17 protein-coding genes are annotated in these 15,978 nt (G+C 34.7%); 10 read left to right on the forward strand and 7 right to left on the reverse strand.

The window, feature by feature from the left end:
* The first annotated feature begins 15 nt into the window (after positions 1-15).
* Complete coding sequence (gene ribB, locus ACRHOC_RS08150; RefSeq protein WP_431158110.1) at positions 16-1,164, forward strand: 3,4-dihydroxy-2-butanone-4-phosphate synthase; 1,149 nt, start codon at positions 16-18, stop codon at positions 1,162-1,164.
* Here ribB and ACRHOC_RS08155 read toward each other — a convergent pair.
* The 3 genes from ACRHOC_RS08155 to ACRHOC_RS08165 all read right to left on the reverse strand — a co-directional run bounded on the left by ACRHOC_RS08155 (position 1,154) and on the right by ACRHOC_RS08165 (position 4,696).
* Complete coding sequence (locus ACRHOC_RS08155) at positions 1,154-2,719, reverse strand: family 16 glycosylhydrolase (protein WP_431158111.1); 1,566 nt, start codon at positions 2,717-2,719, stop codon at positions 1,154-1,156. The two genes, ribB and ACRHOC_RS08155, sit on opposite strands and share 11 nt — an antisense overlap.
* Before the next feature lie 77 nt (positions 2,720-2,796).
* Complete coding sequence (locus ACRHOC_RS08160; protein ID WP_431158112.1) at positions 2,797-3,993, reverse strand: DegT/DnrJ/EryC1/StrS family aminotransferase; 1,197 nt, start codon at positions 3,991-3,993, stop codon at positions 2,797-2,799.
* Positions 3,994-4,066: 73 nt separating this feature from the next.
* Entirely contained in the window at positions 4,067-4,696 is a 630-nt protein-coding gene (locus tag ACRHOC_RS08165) for an NAD(P)H-dependent oxidoreductase (RefSeq protein WP_431158113.1), read from the reverse strand.
* A gap of 204 nt (positions 4,697-4,900) precedes the next feature.
* On the opposite strand from ACRHOC_RS08165, the gene ACRHOC_RS08170 reads away from it, so the two are divergent.
* The 6 genes from ACRHOC_RS08170 to ACRHOC_RS08195 all read left to right on the forward strand — a co-directional run bounded on the left by ACRHOC_RS08170 (position 4,901) and on the right by ACRHOC_RS08195 (position 10,774).
* Positions 4,901-5,911, forward strand: coding sequence for an XdhC family protein (locus tag ACRHOC_RS08170; RefSeq protein ID WP_431158114.1), 1,011 nt, complete (start codon positions 4,901-4,903; stop codon positions 5,909-5,911).
* On the forward strand, positions 5,912-6,496 hold the full coding sequence (locus ACRHOC_RS08175) for a nucleotidyltransferase family protein (protein ID WP_431158115.1): 585 nt from the start codon (positions 5,912-5,914) through the stop codon (positions 6,494-6,496).
* Entirely contained in the window at positions 6,496-7,506 is a 1,011-nt protein-coding gene (locus ACRHOC_RS08180; RefSeq protein ID WP_431158116.1) for a hypothetical protein, read from the forward strand. The genes ACRHOC_RS08175 and ACRHOC_RS08180 overlap by 1 nt, the downstream gene beginning before the upstream one ends.
* Positions 7,496-7,984 carry a nucleoside-triphosphatase gene (locus ACRHOC_RS08185; protein ID WP_431158117.1) on the forward strand — a complete coding sequence of 163 codons (489 nt, stop codon included), beginning with the start codon at positions 7,496-7,498 and terminating at the stop codon, positions 7,982-7,984. Before ACRHOC_RS08180 ends, ACRHOC_RS08185 begins: the two co-directional genes overlap by 11 nt.
* A gap of 82 nt (positions 7,985-8,066) precedes the next feature.
* On the forward strand, positions 8,067-8,528 hold the full coding sequence (locus ACRHOC_RS08190) for a (2Fe-2S)-binding protein (RefSeq protein WP_431158118.1): 462 nt from the start codon (positions 8,067-8,069) through the stop codon (positions 8,526-8,528).
* Between the two features lie 11 nt (positions 8,529-8,539).
* Entirely contained in the window at positions 8,540-10,774 is a 2,235-nt protein-coding gene (locus ACRHOC_RS08195; protein WP_431158119.1) for a molybdopterin cofactor-binding domain-containing protein, read from the forward strand.
* 207 nt (positions 10,775-10,981) lie between these two features.
* Here ACRHOC_RS08195 and ACRHOC_RS08200 read toward each other — a convergent pair whose 3' ends face one another.
* Genes ACRHOC_RS08200 through ACRHOC_RS08215 form a run of 4 tightly spaced genes read right to left on the reverse strand, consistent with a single transcriptional unit; the run spans position 10,982 to position 12,880 of the window.
* On the reverse strand, positions 10,982-11,377 hold the full coding sequence (locus tag ACRHOC_RS08200) for a hypothetical protein (RefSeq protein ID WP_431158120.1): 396 nt from the start codon (positions 11,375-11,377) through the stop codon (positions 10,982-10,984).
* Between the two features lie 18 nt (positions 11,378-11,395).
* A complete protein-coding gene (locus tag ACRHOC_RS08205) occupies positions 11,396-12,352 on the reverse strand; it encodes a HipA domain-containing protein (RefSeq protein ID WP_431158121.1) in 957 nt (318 codons plus the stop codon).
* Entirely contained in the window at positions 12,349-12,666 is a 318-nt protein-coding gene (locus tag ACRHOC_RS08210; RefSeq protein ID WP_431158122.1) for a HipA N-terminal domain-containing protein, read from the reverse strand. Before ACRHOC_RS08210 ends, ACRHOC_RS08205 begins: the two co-directional genes overlap by 4 nt.
* A complete protein-coding gene (locus ACRHOC_RS08215) occupies positions 12,638-12,880 on the reverse strand; it encodes a helix-turn-helix transcriptional regulator (protein ID WP_431158123.1) in 243 nt (80 codons plus the stop codon). The genes ACRHOC_RS08210 and ACRHOC_RS08215 overlap by 29 nt, the downstream gene beginning before the upstream one ends.
* Positions 12,881-13,503: 623 nt before the next feature.
* Between ACRHOC_RS08215 and ACRHOC_RS08220 the strand changes: the two genes are divergently transcribed.
* From ACRHOC_RS08220 to ACRHOC_RS08230, 3 genes are all read left to right on the forward strand, one after another.
* Positions 13,504-14,409: a retropepsin-like aspartic protease family protein gene (locus ACRHOC_RS08220; RefSeq protein ID WP_431158124.1), complete on the forward strand. Its 906-nt coding sequence runs from the start codon at positions 13,504-13,506 to the stop codon at positions 14,407-14,409.
* Positions 14,410-14,566: 157 nt separating this feature from the next.
* Positions 14,567-15,388, forward strand: coding sequence for a hypothetical protein (locus tag ACRHOC_RS08225; protein WP_431158125.1), 822 nt, complete (start codon positions 14,567-14,569; stop codon positions 15,386-15,388).
* Positions 15,369-15,800, forward strand: a complete 432-nt coding sequence (locus ACRHOC_RS08230; protein ID WP_431158126.1) for a hypothetical protein — start codon at positions 15,369-15,371, stop codon at positions 15,798-15,800. Before ACRHOC_RS08225 ends, ACRHOC_RS08230 begins: the two co-directional genes overlap by 20 nt.
* Positions 15,801-15,978: the final 178 nt, after the last annotated feature.

A 15,978-nucleotide genomic window follows, 5' to 3' on the forward strand; every position in this document is an offset into this window, starting at 1 on the left:
GACAAGAATATGGCTATGAGTACGAATTCAACACATGCAAAAACCAAGCTAAATACCATTGAGGAAGCTATTGAAGATATCCGTAATGGTAAGGTGATTATCGTAGTAGATGATGAAAATCGTGAAAATGAAGGTGATTTTTTAGCGGCTGCTGATAAAGTGACACCTGAGATGATCAATTTTATGGCCATGCATGGTAGAGGGTTAATTTGTGCTCCGCTAACCGAACATCGATGTAATGAGTTAGAGCTCAATATGATGGTTAGGAACAATACAGATCCAATGGAAACTGCTTTTACTGTGTCTGTTGATTTAAGAGGTAATGGCGTAAGTACTGGGATATCTGCAAATGATCGTGCGAAAACCATTAAAGCATTGGTCAATAAAGATACAAAGGCTTTCGAACTAGCAAGACCTGGTCATATTTTCCCTCTGGTAGCTAAAGAAGGTGGTGTATTAAGACGTACAGGACATACCGAAGCTGCTATTGACTTTGCACGATTGGCAGGTTTTTCTCCTGCAGGTGTTATTGTTGAAATTATGAATGAGGATGGCACCATGGCGCGTCTTCCTCAACTAATTGAAGTTGCTGAGCGGTTTAATCTAAAAATTGTTTCTATAGAGGATCTTGTCGCCTATAGAATGGAATACGATTCTCTAATTGAAAAGAAAGAAGACTTTGATATTCAAACGCGATTTGGAAAATTTAGATTGCGTGCTTATCTGCAGACTACAAACAATCAAATCCATATAGCCTTAACAAAAGGAAACTGGAAATCTGATGAGCCTATTTTGACACGTGTTAATGCCACTTTAGTAAATAACGACATATTAGGTACACTCACTAATAACGCTGATAAGAAACTTGATGACATGTTTAATGTCATTAACAAAGAAGGAAAAGGAGCCATAATATTCATAAATCAGCAGGCTGAATCCATGAATTTATTGACAAGATTATCTATTCTAAAGGAAAATCAAGTTGATGGTGAACTCGTTAAAGCACCACGAATTGGTATGGATTCTAAAGATTTCGGGATAGGAGCCCAGATTTTACACGACCTTAAAATAAGTAAGCTAAAACTAATCTCAAATAGTTTACAAACCAAACGTGTTGGTATGATAGGTTATGGATTGGAAATTGTTGATTATGTTAATTACTAATTAGTAGCTTCTTAGTTACAGATTGATTTCCAGACCTTAGCTTTAGTATGTAAATTCCGGCATTAAACTGTTCTACATTTAGTTTTTCAACGTTATTTGTTTCTTTCAAAACAAGCTGACCAAGCGGATTAAACAATAAGGCCTCATCAACACGTTGCGGCGATTCTATTGTTATGATATCTCTTGCAGGATTCGGGTATACACTAAATTGACTCGCGAAATTTTCATCAACGCTTAATCCTAAATTTTGGTAAACTCTTACATAATCGATTACCATATTACTTTCAACAAATGCTGGGTCTATAGCACCTGAAACACCTCCCATTGCAATATTTAGTAAAATATATTGCTCATCATCAAATGGCCAGGTATCAGCATCTTTTACAGCAGGATTATAGGTGTAAAAACCAACATCATCAATTAAAAATGTAATCTGGTTTGGAGACCAATTTACAGAGTAAACATGATAATTATTAGCAACATCGTTAAGAATAAAAGACTGGTAATTTATTGTTGCCCCAAAACTAGAAGGTGTGTGTATTGCACTACTAACATGATTGGTTGCACCCAATCCATGTTCCATTATATCAATTTCTCCACAAGCTGGCCATGAGGTTGTACCAAAACCTTGTGTTTGCCAATATGCACCAGTTTCACTAATATTCTTACCTAAGGTCCAAATCGCTGGCCAGGTCCCATCGCCTTCGGGTAATTTTGCTCTAACATCTACCCTACCATAAGTAAATGCAAATTTCGAATTTAATCGTGCAGACGTGTAATCAAGCGTAACACCATCTTGTGTAAAACTTTCTGCCTTAGCTACAATATTTAAATTTCCATTTTCCAGGTAAGAATTATCCAGTCTATCTGTATAATGCTGTTCTTCATTATTAAACCAACGACCTCCATTAGGACCAAAGGTTTGGTGGTACCATTTCGTGTCATCAAGTACCTGAGGTGTGGTACTGTCAAATTCATCTGACCACACCAGATCTGTATATATTACGTCAAGTGCATGCGGATCTGTAGCAACAGCACCATTATTTACATCGTCTATAAGATATGTTCCTGGAGTATTTGAACCTCCATCAATGAATATAACAAGTCGCGAATAAGTTCCTAATGCATTAACTGGTGTACCTACACCACTTATTATAGCATTTGAAAAATCAAATTCGATATCAAAATCCCAACCCGAACCATTCACAGATTGTAATACCTCAACATCAGGATCAGTCCCATTTTCAAGTTTAATTAGTATGTCATGTGTATTTGGATCAAATTGATAAAACGATAAGGTTAGCAATTGATTATCACTAAGATCAATGGGCACGCTCAAATCAATAAAGAACCCTTGCCATGGATCACTACCATCATTAAAAAATTGACCAACATCATTACTTGCATCAGTTGGATCTACATTAAAAGAAAAGCCACTATTAGCAAAAGCAGTAAAAGCGTGTTGACTGTTCGAAAAATCTAAGGGTGTCTGTTGTGCGAGCATTAGCGTTGAGCTCATCAAATACAAACAGATAAAACGTAATAAATTCTTCATAGCTTAATTTTTAAGCAATTTACTAAACAGAATCTATTTACTGGCTAAGTTATCCTATACAAAGCCTATACAGAGTGTTAAGAAGTAAACGAATCGACGATTTCTGCCATTTTACTGGCTCTTTGTAGCACTTCTTCTTCAGACCATGATAACTTTATCAAGCAAGAAATATTTCGTGCTATATGAGCATCAGACTGTTCATAAGTCTTCGTTTCCAAATATTTTAATCCTTCTTTCACTTCTTTAGAAACAGGAAATAAAGATTTAAGCTCTTTTAGGTGCTCCCATTTTCTAATATAGTGCCAGTTGTTATCATAATAGTGAAAACAAACATCTATACCATTTTCTTTAAATGCTTTCGAAACCTCTCTAGCAATTTCTAAATTTGGTAGAAAGAAATTTAAAAAAGCGTAGCTTTCTTCCCCTCCTTCTGGTACACGTCTAAAAGTAACGCCATCTACTTTAGATAGTGCCTCTCTAATGACCGTATAGTTCTTTTTTTGAATCGCAATAAACTCAGGTAAACGCCTTACTTGAGCCAAACCAACTGCTGCATTGAGTTCCGATATCCTAAAATTATACCCTAGAAATGGATGGGTTTCAGCACCACGATCCTTACCTACATGGTCATGACCATGATCACTATAGTGGTCTGCATTTAAATAATACTCTTGATTATTGGTGACTACAGCACCTCCTTCGCCACAAGTTATGGTTTTTACAAAGTCAAAAGAAAAACAACCAACATCAGCAATGCTACCTAGCGGTTTGTTGTTGTAAGTCCCTCCTATTGCCTGACAAGCATCCTCTACAAAAATTAAATTATGTCTGTCGCATATTTCATTTAGTGCATTCATATCACCCATGCTACCACACATTTGCACAACCATAACAGCTTTGGTTTTAGAGGTTATAGCCTCTTCTACAGCCTTTGGATCTAGTGTTAGTGTATCATCAATATCCACCAAAACAGGTATAGCTCCTAACATCATAATGGCCTCAAAACTTGCGACAAATGTAAATGTGGGCATAATAACTTCGTCACCAGCACCGATACCAGCTGATGCAAGTGCCACAGATACAGCCGCAGTACCCGAAGAAACCAATTGAACATGCTTACTTTGAAAGGTTTTTGCAAGTTCAGACTCTAGTTCTTTTGCTTTCCAATGCCCATTACGCATACCATCAAAGCCGTAACGCATAAGCACACCATTATCGAGCACATCTTTAACTTCTTTTCGTTCTAGGTCACTAAATAATTCAAATCCTGGCATAATATAGTTTCGTGTAGTTATTGAATTTACTCAACAAATATATGTTTTTGAAAGGAGGTCTTAAACTTATTATCTACAATTCTATAACAGTTTCAGAAATTGGTTTTCTCACTTTTTTTAGTGTTGCAAAGAGATCATCTTCTGCTCTAAAACCTACCGGTAAAAGCAAAACAGATTTTAAGCCGTGGTCTTTAAGTTTGAGTTTTTTATCTAATTTATCTGGCAAAAAACCCTCCATTGGGCAACTATCAATTTCTTCAATCGCACAAACAGTCATAAGATTCCCTAGTGCAATATATGCTTGTCGAGTAGCCCAGTCTATTTTCTTAGAGCCTGGCATATCATTAATAGTATTTTTTAATTGTTCTTTAAAAGGATCTAAAATGGCATCAGAAGTATTTCTAATCGATTTAATGGTTGTAAAATGATCTTCGACATCTTCTTGATCTATATTATCCTTAATACATAATACGAGTAAATGCGACGCATCAACAACTTGCTTTTGCCCAAATGAAACTTCAACAAGTCCCTCTCGGATATCTTTATCTTTAATAACAATCAGTTTAAGTGTTTGAAGACCGTAAGACAAGGCTGTTAAGTTAAATGCTTGTTTTAGTGTATCAATTTGATCTTCGGATAATGAACGACTTGAGTCAAATTTTTTAGTAGCGTAGCGCCAATTTAATTGCTCTATTATAGACATTTCTTTTTATTTACAAAGATACGTACATCCATGTAATATATAGTTTCAACAACCTATTCTAATTTTTGATTTCACAATAATCGTCATCAATATTAAATTACTTAGTAGGATGTAATTGTACAAACTCTCACTTAATAGGATCCATATCTAACATTTGCCATTTCTTTTTTATAAATTCACTTACTGAATAAATTAAAGTTTTTAATGACTCACGAGTTAATTCACATTATCCAAAGTGCCCTAATGAATCAAAGGTTAGGCCTAAAGAGCGTTTTAGCAACAGTGGTACATTTAGAAGGTTCGTCCTATAGAAAACCTGGAGTAAGAATGCTCATATGTGAAAATGGAAATAGGATTGGTGCAGTAAGTGGTGGTTGTGTAGAGAACGAGATAGAACGACGTGCACAATCTGTATTAGAAACTGGAAAGCCTAAAATAATGGTCTATGACGGCCGTTATCGCTTAGGCTGTGAAGGCATCCTTCATATTTTACTAGAACCGTTTCAGGTTTCAGAATTATTGGTTGAGAAATTTGATTTGTTCTTAAAGCAACGCATCGCATACGAAATTGAGTCTTACTATAAGCTTGGGGATGATCTCACTGGTGGATTTGGTAGTGTATTAATTTGTAATGGAGAGAAATTTTCGTTTTCTGAGAATTTTAAGTTTGAAAAAATCACGGATGCTCAAATATTTAAGCAAACCTTAAGTCCACAATTTAGACTCATCATTATTGGCGGTGAACACGATGCGGTTAAACTATGTCAAATGGCTAATCTTTTAGGCTGGGAGGTTGATGTTATGACTTCTTTAAAAGATCCTAAAAACTTAGATGATTTTCCAGGTGCTAAAACAGTATCTGCAGTTGACCCATCATTGATGGAAATAAAGATCGATAGCGATACAGCTATTATGCTCATGACTCATAATTATGCTTTAGATCTAAAATATTTAGTTCGTCTGCATGATCAAAATCCAAAGTACTTAGGGATTATTGGGTCGTCAAAACGACGAGAACGGTTAAAGAATGACCTTATTGACTATACGGATGGCATAAATTTAGAATTCTTAGAAAATATTTACAGTCCAGCCGGTCTCAATATTGGAGCGATTAACGCAGAAGAAATAGCACTTTCAATACTCTCAGAAATGATGTCTGTTTTTCGAGAAAAGCAAGTGACTTCATTAAGAGATTTAAAAAAACGACTTGATTAATTGAATATTGCTATTCTCATACTTGCCGCTGGTAGTTCTACAAGAATGGGAACCACAAAACAGTTATTAAAACTTGGAGATAGTACACTATTGGGGCAAGTGATTAATAATTGTAGTCAAACAAATGCCGATAGTCTATCTGTCGTCCTGGGTTCAGAATCTGATAAAATTAAAAGCGAACTTCCTTCATCGACGCATATCATTATTAATCCAGATTATAGAGATGGTTTAAGTACAAGTATAAAATCAGGAGTAAATGCGCTTCAAAAAAAGGATGCAATATGTGTTGTTTTAGGTGACCAGCCATTAGTAGATGTTGCCTATTTAAATGAAATGATTGCAAAATCCAAAACATACCCAAATCAGATAATCGCCTCTACTTATGGTAGACGTAATGGTGTCCCTGCAATATTCCCTAAAAAATATTATCAAAAATTACAAAGCTTAAGTGATGACAAGGGCGCTAAACGCCTTTTAAATAATGAACTTGAGCAGGTAATAGTTATGGATAAGCCTGTAGACCTCTTTGATGTTGACACACCACTTGACTACATTTTAATATCTAAAAATAAATTAGAGTCTTAATGATAAAGTTTGACGAAAGACCTTATCAATTTAGTGCAAAACTCACTGCAATATGGGCAGTTAGCGAAAGTGGTCTTGGTGGTTTTTTACATGCCATAAGACTGCCTTTTAGTGGTTTGTTTTTAGGAAGTTTAGCGGTAATAATAATTACTTATTTAGCATACATTAGTCCTAAGAAATTTGATGCTATAATTAAGGCTACTTTATTGGTGGTTTTAATTAAAGCTACGGCAAGTCCACATTCTCCACCAATGGCGTATGTCGCAGTTCTTTTTCAAGGTCTTATAGGTGCATGTATATATGCAGTTTTTGGGGTTAATCGGTTAAGTGCCATGTTATTTGGAGCGGTTGCATTATTTGAATCAGCATTTCAAAAAATTCTAACCTTAACTTTATTTTTTGGTTTGGGACTCTGGGAATCTTTTCAAAAATTCTTCAATGAGTTGCAAGATAAATTCAATAGTGATTGGATTTCTGAGCTACCTTGGATTTTTCTTTTCATTTATGGTTTAGTCTATCTTTTGGGTGGAATAATTATTGGAAATCTATCCATAAAATTACCTAAGAAAGTTTTAGATAATGCAAAGTCAATAAAAGTATCAGAATTGACATTTGATAATACCAGAAAAGCAAATTCCAAACGCAAGAGAAAACGTGTATACCTTTTTCTGTCATTACTCCTTTTTTCTGTTTTAGTGTTTGTTTTTACTGGTGCAATAGACAACGCATTGTCCATTGTTTTAAGAACTTTTGGAGCATTGGTTCTCTTTCTCTTTGTCATCAATCCGTTGTTTAAATATTTTATTCAAAAATGGGCTAAAAAAGAAAAGGATGCTCAGGGTGACACACTTAGAGGTATTTTAAAATTTATGCCTTCAATAAAAAGAAATATAAATGCTGCATATCACCTGTCCTTAAAAGAAAATAACACCTATAAAAAGTTATTGGCATTTACAATAAATTGGCTAAGTCTATCACTTTATTTTAGTCTGAACGATAATGAGCAGTGAAGGTATTTATATAATTACGGATGAAAAGGGTATTGGTAAAACGACCAGTCTTCAAAATTGGGTAAAAAACAACCCTAAAGTAAGCGGTGTATTATCGCCAATAGTAAATGGAAAGCGGATGTTCCAAATTATCGAATCCAAAACGTTTATTCCAATGGAAGCAGGGGAAACAACCTTAAAGGTTGGCAAATATGCATTTAACAAGGAAAGTTTTGATGTTGCAGTAAAAGCAATCTTAGATACAATTAGTAATAAAAGTGCCTCATTCATAATAGTGGACGAAATTGGACCTCTAGAAATTCGTCAAAACCTAGGATTTCATCACCTGTTGATAAGATTATTCAACCAAAAATTTATAGAATATTCAACCTTCATTTTTGTAGTACGCAAGTCTTGCCTCGATGAGTTCCTTTCTAAATATAAAATTAAAAACCCAAATGTTTTAAGTTTAGAAGCGTTCAAACTTAAATTCCTCTAAAACAGTTAGTTTATTGTTAATCTTTAGGAAATGACTCCATCCTATTCTATTATTTTTTAACTTTAACTAAATATCAACTCCTATGGCAAATTATAATTTAAAAATCAATGGTAAGGTCTACAACATTACTGCGGATGATGACACACCATTATTATGGATCTTACGCGATAAAATTAACCTAGTAGGTACAAAATTTGGATGTGGAATCGGTCAATGTGGCGCTTGTACAGTTCATGTTAACGGTGTTGCGACTAGAAGTTGTTTATTACCAGCTTCAAGGCTCGAAGGTTCTGACATTACAACAATAGAAGGTTTAGAATCTGACAAACTAAATCCTGTACAAGAGGCATGGAAAGAAATGGATGTTCCACAATGTGGTTACTGTCAAGCAGGTCAAATTATGACTGCGACATCATTTTTAAAACAAAATCCAGAACCGACCAGAGATGATATCAGACAGGCGATGCATGGAAACTTGTGCAGATGTGCCAGTTATAACAGAATAGAAAAAGCAGTGGCCTTAGCTGCAGAAAAAATGTCTTAAGCTAGGAAATCATGAAAGACAACAATAAAATAACATTTAGCAGACGTAGTTTCATAAGAACTTCTGCTTTAGCAAGTGGCGGGTTATTAATAGGATTTAATTTTTTTAGTGCTTGTAAAGAGTCGGCCACACCACCAGTTGATATTTCTCAATTAGATTTTAAAGATTTTAATGCTTTTATAAAAATTGCAGAAAATGGATATGTCACCATTTTCTCTCCCAATCCAGAAATTGGTCAAGGTGTAAAGACCTCCATGCCAATGATTATAGCTGAGGAGTTAGATGTACCTTGGAGCCATGTTAGTGTACAACAGGGTGCTTTAGACACAAAAAACTTTCAACGTCAGGTTGCTGGTGGAAGTCAATCTATACGATTTGGATGGGATGCCTTACGACAAACCGGTGCCACTGCGAAACAGATGTTGATTAATGGTGCAGCTGCAAAATGGGGTGTTGACGCAAGTACATGTAATGCCTCTGATGGTGTCATTACAAATAGTAATGGCGAAACATTAGGCTATGGCAATGTGGTAAACGAAGCAGCTCAATTAGAGATTCCAGAAGATGTCGCACTTAAAGAAACTAAAGATTATAAAATTATTGGAAAGGACGCCATTAATGTAGACATCGACAAAATTATAACTGGCAAGCCATTGTTTGGATTAGACTATGTTGCAGATGGTATGGTATATGCCACAATATTGAGGCCTCCTGCTTTTGGACAAATTTTAGAATCCTTCGATGCCACTGAAGCAAAAGCTTTACCAGGTGTTATTGATGTTATTACCATAGGAGATAAAGCGCGAAAATATTTAAATCAAGATAAATTTGATCCTTCTGCCCATTGGTCAGTACGATTAGCTGAAACTGATAAAGTTGTAGTAATTGGTAGAACAACATGGGATGCCATTAAAGGTAAGAAAGCTATTAAAGCGATTTGGAAGGACAACTCTGCTTTAGAAAGTACTGAAATACACGATAAAGCATTGAATGATCTTCTTAATGGAACCAAATTCGATACAAGACGATCTGATGGCAATGTAAAGAAGGCATTCGCAAATGCGGACAAAGTTATTGAGCGTGTATATGAATCTCCTTTTTTACCGCATAACTGTATGGAACCAATGAACTTTTTTGCTAATGTAACCCATGAGAAAGTGCATTTGGTAGGTCCTATTCAAACACCTGAGGCAGCCGCCAAAGTTGTATCGTCTCTTCTAAACAGAGATCTTGAAGATATTCATGTAGATATGACGAGAATGGGTGGTGGATTTGGACGACGTCTTTACGGCGACTTTGTTTATGAGGCTGCAGAGATTTCAGATAAATTAAAACGACCTGTTAAGTTAGTCTCAACTAGAGAAGATGATATGTCTACAGGTGTATATCGTCCAGCAATAAAATACAAAATAGCTGCGTCTATTAAAGATGGTGGAATTTCAGGTTACCATTTAAAAGAAGCCGCAATCAATAGCAATATGTATGGATTAATTCCGAATTTCTTTCCAGCAGGTGCTATTGAGAACTATCAAGTAGATACAGCAAATTATCAAAGTAATATTACAACTGGAGCATGGAGAGCACCCTATACGAATTTTCTAGCGTTTGCTGAGCAAAGTTTCTTTGACGAATTAGCAGAAGAATTAGAAAAGGATCCTGTTCAGCTACGATTAGACCTTTTAAAGAATGTGAAAGATGGTGAAGACCAATCCATTGAATATTCAGCAAAACGTATGACAGACACTATCAAACTTGCTGCTGAAAAAGGAAATTGGGGCAATGCTGCTAGTAATGTATATCAAGGCTTTGCGGCCTATTACAGTCATAATACACATGTGGCAGAAGTTGTAGACATAACATTAAATAACGGAAAACCAATCATAGAAAAGGTAACCGTTGCTGTTGATTGTGGTATTGTTGTAAATCCTACAGGTGCAAAAAATCAAGTTGAAGGTGGTGTATTAGATGGTATTGGCCATGCTATGTTTGGTGATTTTAACTTCAAGGATGGGAAACCAGTAGACCTTAATTTTGACACATACCGTCTCATTCGGATGAATGAAACACCGAAAGTGGACACCTATTTTGTTGAAAACAACCTCTCTCCTACTGGATTAGGTGAGCCAGGCTTACCACCTGCAGGTGGCGCACTGGCAAATGCGATAAAAGCGGCAACCGGACAAATTTTGCTAAAACAACCTTTTAGTAAATCATTAAAGGAGCGGAAAACAGATTTAACCGTATAAAACAAAAAGGCTTTACATTTCTGTAAAGCCTTCTTTTTGCGGAGAAAGAGGCTCCGCTACCCTTTAACTAATATATTGGTTATCAGTTTTATATAAAATTTAGAATCCAATAGGGCAACTCATAGGGCACCCAAAATTATTTTTACTTGATTTAGGAGTAAAATTAAGAAATTCACCTAAACTTCATTATTAATTATTTTTAAATAATCAAAAAGGCAACATACCGTCTAGCCAGTCCGATTGTTCTGAACATCTGAATATATCGGTTATTTCACCTTCTGTAAACTGTCCGTATATGGCATATTTAAGACCAGAGTTATTGCCCGTAAACACAAAAACAGGTTCGCTGCACAAACAGCCAGTGCAAATATTTGTAGATATAAGTAGAAGAGTATCTCCTTTTTTACGTAGTTCTTTAAAGATTTGCATTTGTTGGTATATGAATGCTGTTTTCTTCATGTCTTCGTAATAGGCTTCATCATCCAACAAATCGTTTAACCTATGGTAATCCATGTTTTGAAAGGCTTCAATAACCTGTATAAGTTGTGATTTGACTTTTTCTGAAGTTTCGATATTTTGAACTAGATCTTGTGCTTGGATCATCTTTATAATTTATAAGTATTACAATTTAGCATTTAATTCTAATTGTTTTGCTCGGCTTTCTATAACTGTTTTTAAAGTATGTTTATTTTCATCATTTAAAAAACTACAGTTAATTAATTCTTGCCATTGCTGCATGCCTTTTTCAATACGTTTCCAGAGGTTTTCAATAGCTTTTGCCGGGATTTGTGCTACGGCCATTGCTTCATTAAAATCTAGACGCTTGATTTTCCGCTTTTTCCCGTTGAGGTTTAGTGCTAATTCTTCTTGATCTTCCGGGACTAATAATTTAACCGCTACCATATCATAGGCTGGAGCCAATGCATAGTGTATACTGTCGTTTGCTATGAGTGAAAAGTTTTTTAAATGCATATCGTTATTTCCAATAAGGAAAGAAACAATGACTTGCTCATAAAATTTTACAGCATCCAGTAATGGGTTTTGGGCATAGGTTATAATACCTTTAGCAATTTGCTCGTAAGAACCACGGTATTTATGCTCCGTAAGACGCTCTGTGAATTGACAGGCATCTTCCATGGGGTACTTTTCATTATTAGCAGTACGATCAATTCGCTTGGTTAAATAGGCTAAAGTGCCATCCTTAAGCGGTATTAATAAAAAGGGTACTGTTGCTATACCACAAGCTTGTGCCAATAACATGGATAATGCTTCAATTTCAGGCATTTGTGGGTACATATGAAATGGTGGTTTTAAAATGTACCTACCATTTAATGCTCCTACAATGGTTAACCTATTTTGAGCATTTTGTTTTGTGAATCCTAATGATAGTTTTGGTTGTACACCTGTAACGATGATGCGCTGCGCTACGTTTTCTTTTGCCAGCGCTTCGATTTGTGACATTTCATACTCTAATTGTAGTACAGGCGTGTCTTCTTGCCAAAATGCTGTTAAGCAGTTTTTATGGTAGTTTATTTCACCATCTCCTAGTTTTTTATGACATGCTAAGCAATCATTCATACTTTCTCTATAATGCTAATATTGCCAATACAATCTCTGCATGTAGTTAGCAATAAACCCATACGATCTCTTGGATTTATTTTCCAATTTTTATGCGCAATGTCTAATAACCAACCTTCTGGAATTAAACCATCGAAAAAAGGGAATAGGTATTCGGCTCTAAACGGTTCTTCCTGTAATGGTAAGGTTAAACTCACTGCTAAGCTGCTTTCATTTTCTAAGTATACCTTGTCATACTTGAAATGATAGCCATCATCGTCCTCGGTTAATATACCGGCCAAGGTTTTATTTACCCAGATTTCTCCTTGTCTCATCACTTATAGGTGTTGGTGTTAGTGTGTGGCCAAAAAATAACAGAACCTGATTTACTTTATCGGTCATTACATTTGGTTTCCCCTGTTCGAGGTCGCGTACAAAACGCAAGCCAACACCTGTAAAGTCTGACAACTCTACTTGTGTTAAATTTGCCTTTTTGCGTCTATCCCTTACAAATTTTGCTATTGTGTTTTCTCTATCCCATTCCATCATATTATACCTTTATGGGTACAATATAATGAATTATTTTATGATTATACCTTAAAGGGTATAAATATTTTAATTTTACTATATTTATACCCTTTAGGGTATAAATAAGAAAATTTTGGGTTGAATATTGACTACAATAATTTGTTCACTAATTCAGCATGTTCATTGTCAACGAACATCAAAGAATAATAAACATTAATATCTATTGCTTTTAATAACACTAAACACTTAGCTTCACTTGTATTTTGAATCCTTGCTAAAGGCTACTAGTTCAAAGCACTCCGCAACCCCTTGCCTATTCAGTTATGAACCTGGGTAATACAAAACAAAAAACCAATATGGTAACTCAACTGTAACTGCTTTTATTTTTAAATGTAAAATATTGCATATTAGAAGGCATTAATTCTTTAATTTGATGGTAATTTGATCCTGCTTCTAGAATCCCCAATCTAATGAATTCTACAATTTACACTTCGCTCTCGCGAAGCTAATTGACAATCAATAATTAGAGAGTATAAGACAGACCCTTTCTCTAATTATTCCTCAAGAATTTATTATCTTTTCATTCTCAAAGCAGAACTACGTTTAACCCTGCGTTTACGCGCAATATGAACAAAACGATGAACTTGAAATTATTTATTGGATTATTCTTTTCGACAGGGATTTTATTTTCACAACAACTGACAATTGAAGAAACTATTAATTACATAAATGAAAATCTAACCTACAATCATAAACTGATAGTAAATAGAGACGGAACTTTTGAGATATTCCAAAAAAAATATAACGATGAGTATTTGGGAAAAGTTGGAAATCGAGATATAAGCAAAAAATGGACTTATTCTGGAGAAATATCGAAAATAAAATTAGATAAATCAATAGACTTTAGGAATGATTTTATTCTTGACTTCAAATGCAATAATGGAAATCCTTGCTTTCTAACAGTAGAAAAAGAAGTGTTTGATAAGAATCAATACAGCTTTGGACTTCGTTTTAAAAAAGAAGGCCAAAGAGACAAAGTTTATAATGCATTCAAGTATTTAATTGGACTTATTAATGAAAGTCCTGAATATCAAACTACAGATGACGACCCTTTTGCCAATGAAAATTTCAAATCAACTTATAGTTTTATAACTGGAATAAAAAGTAAAGAGGAAATCAAACTTGACAAAGAATCTGGAATTTATTATATCTTAATTGAGATAAGTGGAATTAAAAAACAGTTTGTATTGGATTCTGGAGCAAGTGAAATTTCCCTATCAGCCGAATTGGAAAAAGAATTCATTACTCGTGGAATTCTTACAAAAGACAGCTACATTGAACCAGCTCTTTATCGGATTGCAGATGGTTCAATAGTTGCAAAAAGAAGAGTCCTTTTAAAAGAAGTAAAAGTTGGAGAATTTACTGTCAACAATGTTACAGCTTCAATAGGTTCATCAAACATTCCTCTTTTATTAGGTAAAAGTTTCCTTGACAAATTTAGAAAATGGACAATAGACAACGAATCTGAAAAATTAATACTGGAAAAATAAATACTATGCCTAACAACGGCTGGAGCTCATTGCGGTGAAATTTGCTCTCGGAAATTCTTCCGTGCTTGCTAACTTTGGTTTGCGGCGGAATATTTTTGCCGAACCATTCCGCAACGAAACCATAGCCAAAACCGGTAGCAAGATAAGAGATTGGAAAATGTCATCAACTTTTGCAGAAGCATATCAAAAATTAGAAAAATCGCTTCACGGCTTTATACCAGAAGATGAACCCTGGTTTTTACCTCAGCTCTATCAGCTTATTCAAGACTATGGCGAAAAAACTGCTTTAAAGTATGCTTTAGCATCTAATTGGCCTATTTACCATTTAGAGTTGTTCATAAAATCTGGGCTTAGGCAAGTTGACAAATCCATTTTACTAGACTACACAAACTCTCCAAACGAAGAAGACGTCTATTCTGCAGCTTTATGCATTGCCATCTGTGGGCATCAAGAAGGTTTTGAAATCCTTGAACAATTTGCCACTTACACTCATAAATTGTCCAAACACATAGACCCTTTTACAGATGTGGTACCCGACTTAAAGTTTATTGAAGACCCTAGGGCAAAACAATTAAAAGAACTTTGTATAAGCTATATTCCTTCTATTTCTCATGCACTCAACCTTAATAATGAACTGGATATCTTAAAAGCCCTACTTCCCTATCTGGAGCTTAAAGCCGACATAAAGTCTTCTGAGAAAGAGGCTTTACTAGCTTTTGAAGCCTATAATTATGATCTGGTTGGACTCATTGGTTTACTTACGGACGATTTGCCAAGAATCATATTAGGAAAATTAGGCTCGAATCTAATCATTAAACAAAAATGTAAGTGCATACCACATAAAATAAGCGACTTAAAAAACATAGCGAATCAGTACTTTGAACAACCATATACTTATGCAGAAGATTATGTGTTTTCTGAACTAATGAATACTTATTCTATAGATAAAATTGATGATGATGGAAATATACTTGAATAATCAACTTACAGAGCAGTCAGTATTCACCTTTAATGACGGCTTAAATTTTGGGTGGTTTTTAGACCATAACACCGTTAAAGATTACAAGATCATCATGGATAAAGCTCAATTTTGTAATCTGCTAGAAGAACCCTACCATCAAGCTCTGATTGAAATTAAGGCTGATGATATAAAGTATAACGAAACTTCAGATTTTTCGGAAGCAAACTATTGTTCGTTTCAAGAATTATTAGAAAAACCAGAACATCTATTTTCTATTGTAGAATGGTTCTTTTATAAAGAGTTATTTAAAGATTTCATTGGTAATCCTCAATTTCAATATGTCATTAACAATATAGAAGACATTAAACCTATTGATGACAAGGTCATTATTACAGGCAAATGTTTTAAAAAAGTTAAAAATAAGAACTGATGGATTGTTTATTTTGAGCTAACTAATTACAAAACCGATTAACTATTAGCAGCTGTTTTGGCTTTTAGAGTCTCCTTTAGACGTTGCCAATATAATTTCCTATGAAATATAAGATTTTCTACATAAAAAATAGCAGCAAGGTAAATAAGGCTTAAATTAACATTAAATACAAAGTAAA

Origin of the sequence: Winogradskyella poriferorum, from assembly GCF_050618035.1 — a bacterium.
Taxonomy (GTDB): Bacteria; Bacteroidota; Bacteroidia; order Flavobacteriales; family Flavobacteriaceae; genus Winogradskyella; species Winogradskyella poriferorum_A.